Here is a 17,364-nt window from a genome sequence, read left to right on the forward strand (position 1 = left end):
CGTAGACAGGCGACATGAGTGGTATCCCAATGACATCACGCGTAGACGGTGGTTCAACCCATTTTTGCAAGTGATAGCGCCCATCATGCAAGCCACGGAACGGCTATGTTCAGGATTGACATCATGTTCAGCAAACTCAGCATCTCGCAAAAGCTCTATTTCAGCTTTGTCGCGATAGTCATACTTATTGCCGTGCTGGTCGCAAGCGCCTACCGAGGCTTCGAACAGGTCGAAGAGGCCACCAACAGTAACGTCCACACCTACCAAGTCCTCAGTGATGCCCAGTTGGCGCTTGAGCAACTGATCAATATCGAGACTGGCATGCGAGGCTTCGTCATTGCCTCGAAAGACACGTTCCTTGAGCCGCTGGTATCGGGCGAGAAGCGTTTTATCGAAGGGCTTGACTCGCTCAAGCGCCTGACAGCGGACAATCCTGAACAGCAGCGCCGCCTGGCCGCGTTGGGTGAAACCCAGAAGCGCTGGCTCGATGAAGACATCAACCCGATCATTGCTCTGCGTCGGGATCTGACCGCACGCAATATGCCGGACGATGAACTGGATGCACGTATCACCTCCGGCGCCGACAAAGCCAAGATGGACGGCATGCGCGCCATCCTCAGTGAAATCAGCTCTACCGAGAACAAGCTGCTGGTGATAAGAAGTCAGAACATGGTGGACGCCAAGCATCTGGCTATCATGATCCTGATCTGTGGCGGCCTGGCGGCTGCTGTTCTTTCGGCGATCCTGGCCACAGTACTGGGGCGCAGCACCACAGCACGCCTGCAAGTGGCTATCGATGCAGCAACGGCCATCGCCAATGGCAAGCTGGACAGTGTGATAGACACCAGCAGTCATGACGAACTGCCGAAAGCGTTCGATCGCATGCAGAATCGCTTGCGCGAAATGATTAAACAGATCAGTCAGGCCGCCAATCAACTGGTGCTCGCCGTACAACAGATTTCCGGTGCATCCGAGCAACTCTCGGGAGCCATTCAGGAGCAATCTACCGCTGCCTCGGCGATGGCAGCGACTATCGAGGAGCTGACGGTCAGCATTCACCACGTGTCTGAAAACGCTGATGAGGCGCATCAGATTGCCAGTCGTTCAGGTGATCAGTCCAAGGAAGGTGCTCTGGTTATCGAAAACACGTTGTCCAGCATGAACGGCATCGCCAAGACTGTTCAGCATTCATCTGCGCAGGTTGCTGATCTGGGCCAGCACTCCGAGCACATCTCGTCGATTATCAGCGTGATTCAGGGCATTGCCGACCAGACCAACCTGTTGGCGCTCAACGCGGCCATTGAAGCGGCACGTGCCGGTGAACAAGGCCGCGGTTTTGCGGTGGTGGCCGACGAGGTGCGTCTGCTGGCGCAGAACACCGGCAAGTCGACCAAAGAGATCGCTGGCATGATCGAGAAAATCCAGGCCGGTGTGCGTGAGACGGTCGACAGCATGCGCAGCGGTGTTCTGGAAGTGAACAACGGTGTGGAAATGGCCAGCACTGCCGGCAGTGCGATCATCGAAATCCGTGACAGCTCGAACAAGGTGCTCCAGGTGGTCGATCAAATCTCCTTTGCACTGCGCGAACAAACCGCAGCCAGTCAGGATGTTGCGCGCAACGTCGAGCGGTCTGCGCAAATGGCAGAGCAGAACAACATGTCGGTTCAGGAATTGCTCAAGACCAGCGGTGGGCTGAGAAGTCTCGCCACCAGCCTGCAGCAGGAAGTGGGTAAATTTCAGCTTTAAAACTGCCTGATAAGCGGGTCTGCAGCTAGACCCGTACTGCCTCGGACGCCCGGATCACTCACCAGATTATTGGTTGATGCCGGGCGTTTTGTCGAAAGGCTTTCCTGTAATTCCGCACATTTCAAAAGCGACCCTGATCGACCCCAACTACATGCAGGCTCCTGTACTCAGGCGCATCACCGTTGCTGCTTATCGTCGATGCATCGATCTTTCCGAACGTCACCAGCGGCAACACCCATGCGGCAGTGCTGATGGTGGCGGGGAAGGGGGCTGATTTGATTTTGCAGGATGCCTGAGGTCGGTGCGCAAGACGTAGTGTTCATCAATGCTGCGCGAGAATACTCCCCAGCAACCCCGGAAATCGGCTCTCCAGCACCTCGGTCCGCAACGAGTTCATGTGCGTGGTGCCTACATTGCGTGTGTGCACCAGCCCGGCGTCACGCAGCACCCGGAAGTGATAAGACATGCTGGATTTGGGACGACCGCCGTCCAGCTCGCCACAGGTGGCTTCGGCAACGCCCGCGAGGCAGCGCACGATGCCTAGACGCACAGGGTCGCTCAAGGCGTAAAGCACGCGTTCGAGCGTAAGGTCTTCAGCGGCGGGATGTTGGAAGGTTCGCATGGCGCGGATGATATCAGGGCTTCCGTTAACTGGCATAGTTCGATTATCATCGAACAAGTGAAATTCAAAGCCATCTGGCCTATGGGAGCTTTCCAATGTCTGCACTGTTCGAACCCTTCAAGCTGAAAGACGTCACCTTGCGCAACCGAATCGCCATTCCGCCGATGTGCCAATACTCGGCAATCGACGGGGTTATCAATGAATGGCACCACGTTCACCTGGCCAGCATGGCTCGTGGCGGCGCGGGTCTGTTGGTGGTTGAAGCCACCGCAGTTGCACCGGAAGGGCGGATTACCCCTGGCTGCACCGGTATCTGGAATGATGAACAGGCGCAGGCGTTTGTGCCGGTCGTCAAAGCCATAAAGGCTGCAGGCTGCGTGCCTGGTATTCAGATTGCCCACGCAGGCCGCAAAGCCAGCGCCAATCGCCCATGGGAAGGCGACGACCATATTGCTGCTTCCGATTCGCGTGGCTGGGACACCATCGCCCCGTCCGCCATTGCCTTCGGTGCCAACCTGCCGAAAGTCCCGCGTGCCATGACCCTGGAAGACATTGCCCGGGTTCGTCAGAACTTCGTCGATGCTGCCCGTCGGGCCCGCGACGCAGGCTTCGAATGGATCGAGTTGCACTTTGCTCACGGTTATCTGGGGCAGAGTTTCTTCTCCGAGCATTCCAACCAGCGTACCGATGAGTACGGCGGCAGCTTTGATAACCGCAGCCGTTTCCTGCTTGAAACGCTGGCAGCGGTACGTGAAGTCTGGCCGGAAAACCTGCCGCTGACGGCCCGTTTTGGCGTGATCGAATACGACGGTCGCGATGAGCAGACCCTCACCGAGTCGATCGAACTGGCACGTCGCTTCAAGGCGGGCGGTCTGGATCTTTTGAGTGTCAGCGTCGGTTTCAGCACGCCGGACGCCGACATTCCCTGGGGGCCTGCTTTCATGGGCCCGATTGCCGAGCGTGTACGTCGCGAAGCGGATATTCCAGTGACCAGCGCGTGGGGCTTTGGCGAGCCGAAACTGGCGGAAGAAGCCGTCAAATCAGGCCAGCTGGATCTGGTTTCGATAGGCCGCGCGCATCTGGCCGACCCGCACTGGGCCTACTTCGCAGCGAAAGAGCTGGGTGTCGAGAAGTCTGCCTGGACCCTGCCTGCGCCTTACGCTCACTGGCTTGAGCGTTATCGCTAAGCGGTTTTACCCAAAATGGGCGGTATCGTCAGGTATCAGCTCATTTGATTTACAGGTAACGGCTTTACTTGCGCCGCGCCCGCGGCGCAACTCTCATCAGTTGCTGGCGAGCGCACGCCCAAGCCAGGTGCAGGGCGCTGCGCAATGCCACGGCATCGGTGCTCATGATGCCCACCGACACCGCGCAATCTCTCCGGCTATGTGCAGGTTAAGGGTCGGGTCTTCACGAATGGCGAGGGCGTATGCGTCCTGTAAATATTAAACTCGCCGTTCTTCGTAAGTGACCATCAAGCTGCCCTGATATCTGGCACGGCCTGCCACTCATGAACGTGACAAACCGATTCTCGTCCTGCATCCATGGCGTAATAACAGAAGCTGCCTAAGCTAAGAAAATAATTTAATTATCTGTGATCCGGCCGATATATCCATACGTAAGCTGCGATCTGCTTGTTCAAGCCTTCTAAAACAGGGGACTCATGGATCCGCGTCTCGCAGGACTGTCATTCTTGCTCACGTTGGGATGGACCGGTGCCGTGATTGTGGTCATCTGGTATTTCGCCTGATGTATATGCAGGATTTTCAGGCGCTTCAAGGTGTCGCGCAACGTTTGCACCTGACAGCAACGGAGCAATCGCCGCGCAGAAAAACAGCTACGATTCTGGTGGTGGCAAAACAATGACTTTTATGCTGATCCAATTTCAGCACCTGGCAGTTTGCGCTATGGAGGGCATTGAGAAACACGATTATCCGGTGTGATCTTCAGGCTTCACATTCAGGCAAGGCGATCCTTTGACCTGACCTGCTGCAACCGGCGCTCCGTCACAACACTCCATAGATGTCCACTGCTGAGTATTTTTATATGTCGACCACAATAATAGAAAGCACCCTTGATAGTGACAGCGCCGGGGTACAACTGGACCTTCATTCGCTGATGACCGCCATTGATCGGTCACAGGCGATGATCGAGTTCGATCTTGAAGGCAATATCCTGCGCGCCAACGCCAATTTTCTGGAATGTGTCGGCTATAAACTGGAGGAAGTCCAGGGTCGGCATCACCGCATGTTCTGCCCCCCCGAATATGCGTCCAGCGTCGAGTATTCGACGTTCTGGGAAAAGCTCGGTAAAGGTAAATTTGACGAAGGGCAATACAAACGGCTGGGTAAAAATGGTCGCGAAATCTGGTTGCAGGCCACCTATAATCCGATCTTCGACAACGACGGCAACCCATTCAAGGTCGTGAAATTCGCTACTGACGTAACTCAGCAGCGCAAGGCCAACGCCGAGTACGAAGGCAAGGTCGCCGCTATCGACCGTTCCCAAGGCGTTATCGAGTTCGATCTGAATGGTCGGGTACTCAATGCCAATGAAAACTTCCTCAAGGTGCTGGGCTATCGTCTCGATGAGATCCAGGGCCAGCATCACCGTATGTTCTGTGATGACGATTACCTGAACAGCCCGGCTTATCGTGCGTTCTGGGCCAAGCTGGAACGCGGCGAATACGATTCCGGTGAATACAAACGCATCGGCAAGAATGGTCGCGAATTGTGGATCAGCGCCACGTACAACCCGATATTCGATCCGGATGGCCGTCCGTATAAAGTCGTCAAGTTCGCCAACGACGTTACCGAACGTCGTGCGCGTCAAGCCGAGTTCGCAGGCAAGGTCACGGCCATCGAGCGCTCCCAGGCAGTGATCGAGTTCGACCTGACTGGCAAAGTGCTGAATGCCAACCGCAACTTCCTGGCTGTATTCGGCTACGAGCTGGAAGAAGTCGTCGGCGAGCATCACCGCATGTTCTGTTCCGAGGAATTCGTCAGCAGCCTGCAATACCGTGAACTGTGGGAAAAGCTGGGCCGTGGCGAATACGACGCCAACGAGTACAAGCGCAAACGCAAGGATGGCAAGGAAATCTGGATTCAGGCGACCTACAACCCGATTTTCGATGCGCAGGGCCATCCTTACAAGATCGTCAAGTTTGCACTCGACGTGACTGAGGCCAAGGAAACCAGTGTCGAGGACAAGGGCAAGGTCAACGCGATCGATCGTGCTCAGGCGGTCATCGAGTTCGACATGGCCGGTAATATACTCGCGGCCAACGCCAACTTCCTGAAAGCGCTGGGTTATGGCTTGCAGGAAATCAAAGGCCAGCACCACCGGATCTTCTGCGACGAAGAGTATGTGCGCGGCACCGAATACCGTGAGTTCTGGCACGGGCTGGGGCAGGGCGAGTTCTACTCCGGCCGCTTCATGCGCGTGAGTAAGTACGGTCAGAAAATCTGGATTCAGGCCACATATAGCCCGATCTTCGACCACGACGGCCTACCGTTCAAAGTTGTGAAGTTCGCCACCGACATCACTCGCCAAGTCGAGATGGAGCAAGCCATCGAAGCCAAGACCCTCGCCATGCGCGAGTCGGTCAAGACACTGATGAGTGCCATTTCCTATGTCGCGCAAAGTACCGACACCGCTACCGAACTCGCCCGGTTGACCCGCGAGCAAGCCAGCCGTGGCTCGCAGACGTTGGTCAAGGCATCGGATGCGATGAGCATGATCGCCAAATCGGCTGAAGGCATTCAGGACATCATTCAGGTGATCAGCGAGATCGCCAGTCAGACCAATATGCTGGCGTTCAACGCTGCCATCGAAGCGGCACGTGCCGGCGAGCACGGTCTGGGGTTCTCGGTGGTCGCCGATGAAGTGCGCAAGCTGGCCGAGAAGTCCTCGCGGGCGACCAAGGAAATCAACAAGCTGATTCTGGAAACAGTCAGCCGTATCGAGTCAGGCAACGAGATCTCGCAGACTGCCGGTGAGGCGTTCGAGCACATCGTGGATGGCGTGATGCAAACCACTCAGGCGATCGACGGGATCAACACTGCGACCGAGAAACAGCGCTTGTCGGCGCAGCAGGTTGAAGCGCTGATCACCGAGCTTCACCAGGCCAATCTGACCGGCTATACGGAAACACTGGACAAGGTAGCCGTCGGACAACCTGCATGAGCAGCCTGACCGCCTACGGTGTGGTGCAGATCAATGGCGTTCATCTCGCGGTGGTTGCTGACGCGCTGATGGAAGCCGTGCACTGGCCGCAAGACCTGCAGCCGCACCCGCTGACCCGTGGTGCGCTGCTGGGGGTTTTTACCCTGCGCGGCAAGCCGGTGCCGCTGGTGGATTTGCGTGGCGAACTTGCGCAGAGTGCCGACAGCTCGCCACCGACCCCGCTGGTCGCGATCCTTAAATACAACGGCGGTTATCTGGGGCTGGCGATTGACGCCGTGTGCGATATTCTCAAGGCCCGCGACTCGCAGTTCAGCCCGTTGGGACCAAGTGGCAGCAGCTCGGGGCTGCTGCCTTCGGTGCTGCTGAGCGCAGAAGATGCACGGCTGATCTACAAGCTGGACCTGGATGTGCTGAACCGTCTGCCGGGTGTGCTGTTTGCCGCAGACCCCGACGCGAAGGTGCTCACTGAGCAGGCGCAGGCTGCAAAAAGTCACTTGCTGCATTACCTGGTGTTCGAGTGCGACGACCGCAACTTCTGCATCGATGCCAGTGTTGTGACCGAACTGGTGGACAATCCCGAGATATCGCCATCGGACTTTGCCAGCGACTGTTGCTTCGGTGTCACGTCGGTGCGCGGCACCAAGGTTCCGGCGCTCAACCTGTCGGAAGTACTGGGGCTGGATCATCAGCGCCAGACGTCCAAGCCGCAATTGTTGCTGCTGACGGCGGCGGATGGTCGCGTGTGCGGATTCGGTTATGACCGCATGGTCGCTATTCAGCGTCAGGACCCGGGTCGCCTGCTGGCCGCACCTGCCTACGGCCTGCCGCACCCTGAGTTGTTTGCCGGGGTAATGAACCTGGAGGAGGGCAGGCAGGCGCTGTTGCTTGATCATCCGATGCTGTTGCAGCGTCCCGAAATCAAGAGTTACACCCAGGTTTACCAGCATGACGTCAAGCCGGCACAGGCGTCACACGATGTGACCAAAGCCATGTTGCGGCATGCCTGCCTGCTGTTTGATGCGCCGACGCGCTTTGTCGCGCCGCTGAGTCAGATCGTGGAAATCATGGGCGTGCCCACGCAATTGATTGGTCTGGTACAACCGGAGACTCATCTGCTGGGCCAGTTCAACCTGCGCGGCGAGCAAGTGCCGCTGATCTGCCTCAGCAGTCTGCTCGGCGAGGGCGCGCAGCCCCAGTGTGAAGCATCGCGGGTGCTGATCGTACGTGGCGACAGATTGTGTTTTGGCTTCGCCGTGAGCCGTGTCGACGCCATCGATGCCTTCAACCAGTTCGATCCATCGATGCTCGATCAGGGCTGGCAGGCCAATGCCGGCAAAGGGATTTCGGTCAACGACCGGGTTCGTTCGCTGGTCAGCGTGGGCAGTCAGGAGCGCAGTTGGCGTGCGACCCTGCTCGATTTGCAGGGGCTGGCCAGGCAACTGGAGTGTGGCGTCGCGCAGCGTAAGGCGGCACTGCAATCGGTCTGAACTGAATGCGTTGCCTGTGGCCTTAATGGAATACCACACGCGGAGTATTCAGCCATGACCGAGAAAAAAGACGAGAAGAAACCAGAACCGGCGAACGACGTACCAGCGCATTCGACGCCGGAAGAAAAGGAACGCCTGAAGGACTTCAACAAGGACGGTATCCCGCCTGGGGTCTGCTGACCGTATCGGGCTATATTTCCCGAAACGCCCGGCCTCTTAAGGCCGGGCGTTGTCGTTTCAGGGCTTCATGACGTGTTCACCGCCGTTGGCAAACTCAAGCAGCCCGGCGCCTTCCATCCGGTAACGAACCCATTCACTTTGCGGCGCTGCACCGATGGCTTCATAGAACTTGATGGCGGGTTCGTTCCAGTCCAGCACGCTCCACTCCAGTCGGCCGCAGTCGTTGGCGACCGCTTCGCGGGCAATGTGCCGAAGCAGGACGCGTCCAGCGCCGACGCCACGATGCTCTGGAGTGACGTACAGGTCTTCCAGATACACGCCGTTACGTCCCAGCCAGGTGGAATAGCTGTAGAAATAAACCGCATAGCCAATGGGATTGCCGTCATGCAGGCAGATAAGCGCCTTTGCGGGTGCGTTGTCGGCAAACAGGGAGCGCTGAATGTCTTCTGCACTGGCTTTGACCTCGTGCCCGGCACGCTCGTAGATCGCAAGTTCGGTGATGAACGCCAGAATCTGACTGACGTCGGCAGCGGTGGCAGGGCGGATTTCGAGAGACACGGCGGCACTCCTTGGCTGATGGGCGCAGCATGATAGCCGCAGCCTTCAGTCAGTCGATAGTCACGCGTCGCGCAGCAGGTCGTTAGCGTTGAGCAGTTGATAGGCAATCTGCGGGCGTGCCTCAAGGGCGCGGCGGATGGCGGCGGGGATCGATTGACGGGTCTTGCGACACAGCCCGATTTTCTCCTCGACGACGATGCTGATGCCGCGCATGGTGCGCACTTCATTGAAGCCCGGCGCGACCTCGACGCGCACGCCCAGCTGCTCGAAAACCTTGCGCTGCATGTGCTCCAGATCCTCCAGGCTTTCGATGCGCTCCAGACGTTCGATCAGGCTCTTTTCGGCGTCGCGGGTCAGCAGCAGAATCCGCAGGTCGGCATCTTCCGCATCCAGCCGTTCGCGCTTGCAGTCGCAAGCGCCGGGCGGGCAGGGGGTACGCACTTTGACAGGGGCATTCATGGACGCAGCATAGCGATTGACGTGGGCGTCTGACCATACCCATGTAGCGTTTTCACGCCGCATTCAGGAAGGTCAGCCACCCTGCATCACACGGCGGTGACGGCATTACGCGGGGCAGATCAGTTCGGCCACTTCATCTCGCCCTTGATGACCTTGGCACTCAGTTCCAGCGAACTCGGCTCGGCCAACTGAGGCCAGGCTTTCTGCATGGCGTCGATCAGGGCTGCGGAGTCCCTGGCTTTGGCGGCTTGTGCATCGAAGGACTTCAGGTAGTCGGCGGTAAAGGTGACCGCATGGGTGCCTTGGGGAATCTGCCCGAGGTAATGGCCCGGAATCACTGTGACCGGTTTAAGCGCTTCAATACCCTTCAGTGTCGCGAGCCAGTCCTGACGGGATTTCTGGCTCTGAGTGTCCGCCACCCAGACGTGAATGCCGCTGGAAACCACAACACCGCCAACCACGGCCTTTAGTGATGGAATCCATACGTAACTGCGCTCTGGCGCCGGGCCGTTCAGGCCTTTGATCTGCAACGGCTGGCCCTCAAGCGTCAGGTGATCGCCTTTGAGGACTTCCGGCAGGACCAGTCTGGCCGGTGCGTTGTCCTTTAGGATCGGGCTCCAGTAGGCGAGTTTGCCTTGCATGGACGCTTTGATCGCTTGCACGGTTGGTGCGCTGGCAACGATCTTCGCGTCCGGGAACGCGGCCTGGATCACGTCCAGGCCGAAGTAGTAATCCGGATCGCTGTGGCTGATGTAGACGGTGGTGAGTTTCTTGCCGCTGGCTTTGATCTTCTCGACCAGCGCCTGCGCGTCATTACGCTGGAACTGGGCGTCGATCAGCACCGCATCGTGCTGGCCGGTGACCAGTTCGGAAGACACCGGGAAGATGGCTTTTTCGGCCGGGTTGTAGACGTCGATCGCCAGTGCATCGGCGGCGTTGGCGACGATAGGGAACAGCGCGGCGAGGGAGAGGGCCAGCAGGGAACTGCGCAACATGAGGCACGACCTTTTCGGTGGGCAGAGACAGAAGTTGTTATCTTAGGTTGCTTTAAATGAAACAGAAGCCACAGTATGGGCAATTATTGGTTGCGTAAATCGGACGAATCATGGATCGCATTGTGGCTGCACGGGTATTTATCGCCATCAACCAACGAGGCAGCCTTATCGCTGCCGCTGAAACGCTGGACATGTCACGGGCTATGGTTACCCGCTATCTGGCGCAGATGGAAGCCTGGGCCGGGGCTCGATTGTTGCACCGCACGACGCGCAAACTGGGGCTCACCGCTGCTGGGCAAGTGACCTTGCTAAGGTGTCAGCAGCTGCTTGAGCTGGCTGATGCGGTGCCTCTGGCTGCTGATACCCAGGTCGACGAGCCGCGCGGCATGTTGCGCATTGCCTGCTCCCAGTCTCTGGCGCAGGCGGCCCTGGCGTCTGCAGTGACAGCGTATCTGCAACACTACCCGGGCACATCGGTAGATCTGCACATCGGCAATGAAGCGGTAGACCTGGTGAGCGAGCGAATTGATCTGGCGATTCGCATCACCAATCAACTGGACCCCAACCTGATCGCCCGACCTCTTGGGCACTGCGACTCGGTGGTCTGCGCTGCGCCAGCCTACCTCGCCGCGCACGGCACACCGTCCAGGCCGCAGGAATTGAACACGCACAACTGCCTGACGTACTCCTACTTCGGCAAAAGCCTGTGGGAGTTCACTTACCAACACTCCCCGCTCAGCGTGCCGGTGGGCGGCAACCTCAGTGCCAACGATTCAGTCGTACTGCTTGAGGCCGCCTTGGCAGGCGCGGGTATCACCTTGCAGCCCGTGCATTCGGCAGCGCCGTTGATTGCCAGTGGTCAGCTGATCGCATTGCTGACCGACTACCAGCCAAGCGCCATGGGAATACATGCGATCTACACCTCGCGGCATCACCAGTCAGCCACCTTGCGTACGATGCTGGGTTTTCTGGCTGAGTGGTTTGCGAGCGTGTAACGCGCCGCCTGCTCATAAACGGACGCAGAGCGTCCAGAACGGCATGTCGACGCAGAGCGTCGCACGATGGTTGAGATCATTCCCTGCGCTCCAGCGTAGGAATGCAGTTCTCGACGCTCTGCGTCGCAAGAGGACTCAGAGCGTCGCACGATAGCTGAGATGCCCGCCGAGCATTCAAGGCGTATACGCGTCAGGTCTTGAACTTGCGCACCAGGCCGTCCAGTTCGCTTGACAGTATTTCTAGGCTTCTGGAGTCTGCACGGGCCGAGTCCGAGAGGCTGGCGATCAGTTGTGCATCGCCATGGATCTGGCTGATGTGCCGGTTGATGTCTTCAGCCACTTGATGCTGCTCTTCGGCGGCTGTCGCGATCTGGGTGTTCATGTCACGAATCACATCCACCGATTCACGGATCTGCCCGAAGCTGCTGCGTGCCTGGCCGATCTTGGTTACCGATTGCTGCGAAACATCGAGGCTGGCGTGCATCTGTTGCGCTACTGAAGCAGTGCGTTTGGCCAGGTTGCCCAGCAGGTTGTCGATTTCGGCGGTCGAGTCCGAGGTACGTTTGGCCAGTGCGCGGACTTCGTCGGCTACGACGGCGAAGCCACGGCCCTGTTCGCCAGCGCGCGCGGCCTCGATGGCTGCGTTGAGGGCCAGCAGGTTGGTCTGCTCGGCAATAGAGCGGATGGTGTTGAGGATCGACTGAATACCTGCGCTGTCCTTTTCCAGTTGCGTCATGTCCTTGGCCGAGCGGGTGAGTTCTTCGCTGAGCTGGTCGACGCTACGTACCGCATCATCGATCTGTCGCTGACCTTCACGTGCCTGTTGCTGACCGTTGTCGGCCGAGTCGGCGGCCTGGCTGCAGGAGCGGGCGACTTCATTGGAGGTAGCGACCATTTCATGAAACGCCGTGGAGACCATGTCCACCGCTTCGCGCTGCCGGCCAGCGGCTTCAGCCATGTCGTTGGAGACACGTGTCGAGCTGTGTGAGGCTTCGAGAATCTTCCCCGCAGCCTGGCCGATGTGTTGGATCAGGCTGCGAATCGCGGTCAGGAACTTGTTGAACCAGCCTGCCAGTTGCGCGGTTTCATCCTTGCCGCGCACGGCGAGGTTCTGGGTCAGGTCGCCTTCACCGCCCGCGATGCCTTCCAGCCCGCTGGACACACTGTGGATCGGACGCACGATAACCCGGGCAAAACTGGCACCGACAATGGCGAAAACCAGCGCCAGCACGGCTGCGATGATGCCGATCAGCCAGGTCAGACGGGTGGCCGAAGCCATCACTTCATCCTGCTTGATCAAACCGATGAAGTTCCAGCCCAGTTGCTCGGACGGGTAAACATTGGCCATGTAGCGCTCGCCGTTAAGAGTGACTTCGACCAGACCACTGCCGGTTTTCGCCAGTTCGGCGAAGCCATCGCCCAGTTCGCCAAGCTTTTTGAAGTTGTGCTCCGGCTGCTTGGGATCGACCAGCACTGTGCCGTTCTTTTCCATCAGCATCAGGTAGCCGCTTTCGCCCAGCTTGATCTGTTTGACAATATTGGTCAGTTGCTTGAGCGATACGTCGATGTTGACCACGCCACCGGGGTTGCCCAGCGTATTGGGGATCGCCCGGATGGTGCTGACCAGTACCGCGTCATCGTTGGCCCAATAATAGGCATCGCTGCGCACGGTTTTGCCGGCGTTGGCCATGGCGGTCTTGTACCACGGCCGCACACGCGGGTCGTAGTTGCTCATTTTCGGGTCTTCCGGCGTCATGATGTAGCTGCCGTTGACCAGGCCGTAAGAGACGTAAGAGTAGGCCGGATGCGCTTTGGCAATACTGGCGAACAGCTCGGTCGCCTGTTTGTCATTCTCGGATTGCGCGGTAGGGGTTGCACCCATGTAGTTGCGGAAATCGCCGCCCGCTCCCGCGATCAGCGGGTGCGCCGCGATGTAATTGACGTTCTGCGTGATGCCGTCAAAGAACAGCTGCATGGCATTGTCGACCTGCCGAATCTCTCGTCCGCTGCTGTCCACGAAATCACTGGTTGCCTTGTCGCGCAGGTTGACGATCACGATTGCGGCGACGACGAGTATGGGTAAGCACGCAATGACTGCGAACGCCCATGTCAATTTTTGTTTTATGTTCATTTGAGCTCCGGAGTGTCCATTACTACCGCAAATGTTGGGCGCTACATGCATCCATTCTGTTGCGCCAGGTGATGGCCCGGAGCGTTATCTATGGTCTACCAAGTGGAGGTCGGCCTGGCGCTGCTTCTCTTTAATTCGCTTGACGGTAATAGGCATGAGTTTGTCGCTGATGAGTAAGAGCATGCAGGCCAGTCCTCTCGCCGATCATCGCTATTCATTACAGACAGCGCCCACCAAACTCGAGCATTGCATCCAGTAACGCCTCCTTGAAATAAGCCAGCGATGCGCGATCAAAAAGAATCTGAAAACATGCTTCAGTCTGCGCACCGACGTTGACCACAATCACATTGATGCGCGCTGCCGAGGTCTGCGCCACCGAACCGGGGCCGAAGGCCTGCGGGCGCAGATCCACGCCGCACACTTTGGCCATCACTTCCGCGATACATGACCCGCTCAGTTGCAGCCAGGCGTGGCTGTCTTCACGGGGCAGCAGGTAATTGGCGGTGTGGTCCAGTTCCCAGCGGGCTTCTTCATCGGCGATGCGCTGCCCTTGATCGAGGCGACTGCCCAGCAACAGGTATTCGGTCTGCGACAGGCGAGCAACGTGGCTGCCGTCGGGCTGGGTGATCGCTCGATTGGGCACATCGGGCAGACTGAAACCGCGTGCCGTCAGGTAATCGTCCGTTTGCGTACCGCGAAACCCCACGCGCGGCAGGTCGGTCAGGTCTTCCAGCGTGCACAGTGAAGGTGTAGCGAGTTCGACAGGATGGCTGGTATCAAGGCGGGTCATGGGTCAGAGCTCCTGACGCTGGTTTTCAGGATCGAAAAAGGGCAGTTTCACGACGGTCGCTTGAACCACAACGCCGTCCTCGACGCGGATCGGAATCTGCTGGCCTGGCGTGCTTTGCTCGAACGCGGCGTACGCCATGCCGATGATCATGCCGAGGGTCTGCGAGTATTCGCAGGAGGTTACGTTACCGCTGATGTCAGGACCTTTGAGCACCAGGTGGCCTTCCAGCGGCAACGGGCTGGCCTTGGGCAGCGTAAAGCCTACAAGCTTGCGCTTCTGCGGCAGGGCTTCGAGGATGTCCACCGAACGACGGCCGACAAAGAACGGCTTGCTGCGGCTGACCGCCCAGCCCATATCGATCTCTGCGGGATGGGTCATGCCATCGGTGTCCTGACTGATGATCACATGGCCTTTTTCCAGACGTAACAGACGCTGGGTCTCGACGCCAAACGGGCGCATATCGAACGGTTTGCCCGCTTCGGTCAGCGCATCCCAGAGTTTGAGAGCGTGACGCGCCGGAACGTGGATTTCATAACCGAGTTCGCCGACAAAACCGACCCGCAGCAGTCGCGCCTTGATGCCTGCAACGGTGCCCTGACGCACACCGAGGTAGGGGAAACCCTCGGCTGAGAGGTCAAGATCGTTACACACCTGCTCCAGCACCTTGCGTGAATCCGGGCCTGCGACGTTGACCGCCGCAATCGCCGCCGTGACGTTGGTGATGTCCACGTTCAGGCGCCATTGAGCGTTCCACTTGAGCATCTGCTGGTAAATGCGGTCCACGCCGCTGGTGGTGGCAGTGACGTAAAAGTGCTGCTCGGCAAACCGTGCACACACGCCGTCGTCGATCACCACGCCCTGTTCATTGGTCATCAGCGCATAGCGCGAGCGACCCACTGGCTGCTTGAGGAACGCGAACGTATACAGGCGGTTGAGCAGTTCGGCGGCATCCGGGCCGCGCACGTCCAGGCCGCCTAGGGTCGAGACGTCGATGATGCCGACCTTGTTGCGCACATGCAGCGCTTCCTGCTGCATGCAGGCATCACGTTGCGACGGTTTGCCGTAGAACGCGGGGCGCTGCCAGATCCCGGCAGGCATCATTTTCGCCCCAGCCTGCACGTGGCGTTGATGCATTGGTGTCTGGCGGTACGGATCGAAAGCGCGACCTGCCACATGGGCCAGCTTCTCGGCCTCGAAGGGCGGGCGGGCAGTGGTGACACCGGTTTCGCTGACGCTGCGCCCGGTTGACGCGGCGACCAGGCGTGCGGTCGGCAGTGCCGAGTGGCGGCCCTGTGACGGGCCCATGCCGACCGTGGAATAACGTTTGACCAGCTGGATATCGCGATAGCCGATGCGCGTGGCGTTGACGATATCGCGCACCTGCAGGTCTTCGTCGAAATCAACGAAATCCTTGCCCTTGGGATGGGGAAAGATCGGCCAGTTGAAATTGACTTTTGCTTCAGTGCGCAATGTGGCCGTGCTACTGATCGCCTCCAGACCCAGCGTCGAAGCCGCCTTGGCAGCAGCATTGGCGGCATCGGCCAGCACGTTATCCAATGCGTGATAACCATTCACCGAACCGGCGATGCCAAGATTCTGCGGCAGGCCGCTGAGGGCGAATTCAGCGTGCTGGTCGTCGTAGGCAAGTTTACCGCCAGCCTGACAGAGCAACTGATACACCGGCATGTAACCGCCCGACATGCACAGCAGGTCGCAGTCGACTGTGACGCCGTTGCCCGCCACCTCGCCCTGCCCAGTGATCTTGCGCAGTTCGGCACCGCTTACATGGCGCATGCCTTTTTCGTGCAGCGCCTCATAGACCGTGGTGCTCATGTGACAAACGATGCCGCGTTTCTCCAGCGCGAGCTGCAACCCCCGATCAGCAGGGTTGGGGCGCATGTCGGCAACGGCAGCTACCTCCACGCCCTGATCGTGCAGATCAAGCGCCGCAAGGTAACCGTCGTCGTTGCCAGTCAGCACTACTGCGCGTTTGCCCGGTTTGACTGCGTACAGTTTCATCAGGCGCTGCACGGCGCTGGTCAGCATCACGCCGGGCAGATCGTTGTTACGGAAAATCACTGGCTGATCCAGTGAGCCGCTACACACCAGGCATTGCGTGGCGCGCACTTTGTACAGCCGTTTGCCCTGAATCACCGGCAGGTAGTTATCGGTGAACCAGGCATTACAGGTGGCTTGCCTGAGCACCTGAATATTGTCGTGCGCGTCCACCGCAGCGACCAGTTCGCGGCGCAAGTGCTCGGCATGCAGGCCGTCGACATCGAAACGGGCGTAGGTCAGCGAGCCACCGAGAATCGGCTGCTGTTCGATCAGCAGCACTTTGGCCCCTGCATTGGCAGCGGTCAGCGCGGCCTGCAATCCGGCAGGCCCTGCGCCGACAATGGCCAGATCCGTGAACAGGTAAGCCTTGTCGTAGTATTCAGGCTGAAAATTCAGGTCCAGCACGCCGAGGCCTGCCTTCTTGCGGATGATCGGTTCCCAGACCTTCCACATGCCTTTCGGCTTGTAGAACGAGCGGTAGTAGAAGCCCACCGGCATGAATTTCGAGAACTTGCCCAGGTACGCGTCCTTGTCGTTGTCCAGCGAGCCGTTAAAGTTCTGCCCGCTGGCGCGCAGCCCTTCCTGCAAGGCAAAGGTGTCGGCCAGCACATTGGGTTCATGCGGCAACTGGATCAGGCTGTTGGCGTCCTGCCCGGCCATGGTCAGCGGGCCACGCGGACGGTGGTATTTGAACGAGCGCGAGAGCAGGAACCGACCGTTGGCCAACAGTGCGCTGGCGATACTGTCGCCTTGCAGACCCTGATAGGTTTTGCCGTCGAAACTGAACGTCAGCGGCTGGTTGCGATCGATCAGCAGGCCCATGGGCGCTGGCAGGCGGGCGGGGATGGTCATCCTGCGATCTCCTTGGCGGGGGCGGGTGTGAAGTCGACGCGGGTGGTAAATATTTCGCGTGGGTCGAAGGTGCGAATGATCTCGTCGCTGCCAGTGTGGCGTTCAGCCAGAAACCAGTAGCTGGACGGGTTGTGCATCCACCACTCGCGCACCACGCCCAGCGTGTCGTCACTGTTGAAGACGTAATCGGCCCATTCGGCATCGCTGCAGGTCTGCGGCTCGGGCATGGGTTTGAATTCGCCGCCGTAGGTGAACTCGCTGATATTGCGCGGCCCGTTGAGCGGGCAGGTCATGATTTTCATGTGT

14 protein-coding genes and 2 pseudogenes are annotated in these 17,364 nt (G+C 58.8%); 6 read left to right on the plus strand and 10 right to left on the minus strand.

The window, feature by feature from the left end:
• The first annotated feature begins 123 nt into the window (after window positions 1-123).
• Window positions 124-1,746 (plus strand): methyl-accepting chemotaxis protein, encoded by a 1,623-nt coding sequence (locus tag N018_RS10065; RefSeq protein WP_025389457.1) that lies wholly within the window; start codon window positions 124-126, stop codon window positions 1,744-1,746.
• 322 nt (window positions 1,747-2,068) lie between these two features.
• Here the strand turns inward: N018_RS10065 and N018_RS10070 are convergent, their stop codons facing one another.
• The gene (locus tag N018_RS10070; RefSeq protein WP_025389458.1) at window positions 2,069-2,404 is read right to left on the minus strand and encodes an ArsR/SmtB family transcription factor; all 336 of its coding nucleotides are present in this window, start codon (window positions 2,402-2,404) and stop codon (window positions 2,069-2,071) included.
• Between the two features lie 59 nt (window positions 2,405-2,463).
• On the opposite strand from N018_RS10070, the gene N018_RS10075 reads away from it, so the two are divergent.
• The gene (locus N018_RS10075; RefSeq protein WP_025389459.1) at window positions 2,464-3,555 is read left to right on the plus strand and encodes an NADH:flavin oxidoreductase/NADH oxidase; all 1,092 of its coding nucleotides are present in this window, start codon (window positions 2,464-2,466) and stop codon (window positions 3,553-3,555) included.
• Between the two features lie 64 nt (window positions 3,556-3,619).
• Here N018_RS10075 and N018_RS27385 read toward each other — a convergent pair.
• Window positions 3,620-3,745, minus strand: a pseudogene (locus N018_RS27385) (urease accessory protein UreD); the annotation flags it as partial.
• Between the two features lie 669 nt (window positions 3,746-4,414).
• On the opposite strand from N018_RS27385, the gene N018_RS10080 reads away from it, so the two are divergent.
• From N018_RS10080 to N018_RS28275, 3 genes are read left to right on the plus strand one after another with little or no spacing between them, the layout of a single operon-like run.
• The gene (locus N018_RS10080) at window positions 4,415-6,553 is read left to right on the plus strand and encodes a methyl-accepting chemotaxis protein (protein WP_025389460.1); all 2,139 of its coding nucleotides are present in this window, start codon (window positions 4,415-4,417) and stop codon (window positions 6,551-6,553) included.
• The gene (locus tag N018_RS10085) at window positions 6,550-8,040 is read left to right on the plus strand and encodes a chemotaxis protein CheW (protein ID WP_024643721.1); all 1,491 of its coding nucleotides are present in this window, start codon (window positions 6,550-6,552) and stop codon (window positions 8,038-8,040) included. The genes N018_RS10080 and N018_RS10085 overlap by 4 nt, the downstream gene beginning before the upstream one ends.
• A gap of 54 nt (window positions 8,041-8,094) precedes the next feature.
• Window positions 8,095-8,220: a hypothetical protein gene (locus N018_RS28275; RefSeq protein WP_080265598.1), complete on the plus strand. Its 126-nt coding sequence runs from the start codon at window positions 8,095-8,097 to the stop codon at window positions 8,218-8,220.
• 57 nt (window positions 8,221-8,277) lie between these two features.
• Here the strand turns inward: N018_RS28275 and N018_RS10090 are convergent, their stop codons facing one another.
• From N018_RS10090 to N018_RS10100, 3 genes are all read right to left on the minus strand, one after another.
• Window positions 8,278-8,778: a GNAT family N-acetyltransferase gene (locus N018_RS10090; RefSeq protein ID WP_025389461.1), complete on the minus strand. Its 501-nt coding sequence runs from the start codon at window positions 8,776-8,778 to the stop codon at window positions 8,278-8,280.
• Between the two features lie 60 nt (window positions 8,779-8,838).
• Window positions 8,839-9,237 (minus strand): hypothetical protein, encoded by a 399-nt coding sequence (locus tag N018_RS10095; RefSeq protein WP_025389462.1) that lies wholly within the window; start codon window positions 9,235-9,237, stop codon window positions 8,839-8,841.
• A 119-nt stretch (window positions 9,238-9,356) separates the two neighbouring features.
• Window positions 9,357-10,232: an MBL fold metallo-hydrolase gene (locus N018_RS10100; RefSeq protein ID WP_025389463.1), complete on the minus strand. Its 876-nt coding sequence runs from the start codon at window positions 10,230-10,232 to the stop codon at window positions 9,357-9,359.
• A gap of 110 nt (window positions 10,233-10,342) precedes the next feature.
• Here N018_RS10100 and N018_RS10105 point away from each other — a divergent pair, with 110 nt between their 5' ends.
• Entirely contained in the window at window positions 10,343-11,227 is an 885-nt protein-coding gene (locus N018_RS10105) for a LysR family transcriptional regulator (protein ID WP_025389464.1), read from the plus strand.
• 190 nt (window positions 11,228-11,417) lie between these two features.
• On the opposite strand, the gene N018_RS28520 is transcribed toward N018_RS10105, so the two are convergent.
• The 5 genes and pseudogenes from N018_RS28520 to N018_RS10125 all read right to left on the minus strand — a co-directional run bounded on the left by N018_RS28520 (window position 11,418) and on the right by N018_RS10125 (window position 17,360).
• Window positions 11,418-12,185, minus strand: a complete 768-nt coding sequence (locus N018_RS28520; RefSeq protein ID WP_418903473.1) for a methyl-accepting chemotaxis protein — start codon at window positions 12,183-12,185, stop codon at window positions 11,418-11,420.
• A gap of 90 nt (window positions 12,186-12,275) precedes the next feature.
• Window positions 12,276-13,409: pseudogene (locus N018_RS28525) on the minus strand (cache domain-containing protein); the annotation flags it as partial.
• Window positions 13,410-13,575: 166 nt separating this feature from the next.
• Window positions 13,576-14,148, minus strand: coding sequence for a sarcosine oxidase subunit gamma (locus tag N018_RS10115; protein WP_025389465.1), 573 nt, complete (start codon window positions 14,146-14,148; stop codon window positions 13,576-13,578).
• A 3-nt stretch (window positions 14,149-14,151) separates the two neighbouring features.
• Window positions 14,152-17,058, minus strand: a complete 2,907-nt coding sequence (locus N018_RS10120) for a 2Fe-2S iron-sulfur cluster-binding protein (RefSeq protein ID WP_025389466.1) — start codon at window positions 17,056-17,058, stop codon at window positions 14,152-14,154.
• Window positions 17,055-17,360, minus strand: coding sequence for a sarcosine oxidase subunit delta (locus tag N018_RS10125; protein ID WP_025389467.1), 306 nt, complete (start codon window positions 17,358-17,360; stop codon window positions 17,055-17,057). The genes N018_RS10120 and N018_RS10125 overlap by 4 nt, the downstream gene beginning before the upstream one ends.
• Window positions 17,361-17,364 lie beyond the last annotated feature (4 nt).

This window comes from Pseudomonas syringae CC1557 (assembly GCF_000452705.1).
Classification (GTDB): Bacteria; Pseudomonadota; Gammaproteobacteria; order Pseudomonadales; family Pseudomonadaceae; genus Aquipseudomonas; species Aquipseudomonas syringae_F.

What these genes read in the sequence shown, in the direction of transcription:
- N018_RS28520 (WP_418903473.1), bottom strand. Translation starts at nt 12,185, where the DNA reads ATGGCTGAAGCCGCTGGCCGGCAGCGCGAAGCGGTGGACATGGTCTCC.
- N018_RS10120 (WP_025389466.1), bottom strand. Translation starts at nt 17,058, where the DNA reads ATGACCATCCCCGCCCGCCTGCCAGCGCCCATGGGCCTGCTGATCGAT.
- N018_RS10105 (WP_025389464.1), top strand. Translation starts at nt 10,343, where the DNA reads ATGGATCGCATTGTGGCTGCACGGGTATTTATCGCCATCAACCAACGA.
- N018_RS10070 (WP_025389458.1), bottom strand. Translation starts at nt 2,404, where the DNA reads ATGCCAGTTAACGGAAGCCCTGATATCATCCGCGCCATGCGAACCTTC.
- N018_RS10085 (WP_024643721.1), top strand. Translation starts at nt 6,550, where the DNA reads ATGAGCAGCCTGACCGCCTACGGTGTGGTGCAGATCAATGGCGTTCAT.
- N018_RS28275 (WP_080265598.1), top strand. Translation starts at nt 8,095, where the DNA reads ATGACCGAGAAAAAAGACGAGAAGAAACCAGAACCGGCGAACGACGTA.
- N018_RS10100 (WP_025389463.1), bottom strand. Translation starts at nt 10,232, where the DNA reads ATGTTGCGCAGTTCCCTGCTGGCCCTCTCCCTCGCCGCGCTGTTCCCT.
- N018_RS10095 (WP_025389462.1), bottom strand. Translation starts at nt 9,237, where the DNA reads ATGAATGCCCCTGTCAAAGTGCGTACCCCCTGCCCGCCCGGCGCTTGC.
- N018_RS10080 (WP_025389460.1), top strand. Translation starts at nt 4,415, where the DNA reads ATGTCGACCACAATAATAGAAAGCACCCTTGATAGTGACAGCGCCGGG.
- N018_RS10065 (WP_025389457.1), top strand. Translation starts at nt 124, where the DNA reads ATGTTCAGCAAACTCAGCATCTCGCAAAAGCTCTATTTCAGCTTTGTC.
- N018_RS10125 (WP_025389467.1), bottom strand. Translation starts at nt 17,360, where the DNA reads ATGAAAATCATGACCTGCCCGCTCAACGGGCCGCGCAATATCAGCGAG.
- N018_RS10115 (WP_025389465.1), bottom strand. Translation starts at nt 14,148, where the DNA reads ATGACCCGCCTTGATACCAGCCATCCTGTCGAACTCGCTACACCTTCA.
- N018_RS10075 (WP_025389459.1), top strand. Translation starts at nt 2,464, where the DNA reads ATGTCTGCACTGTTCGAACCCTTCAAGCTGAAAGACGTCACCTTGCGC.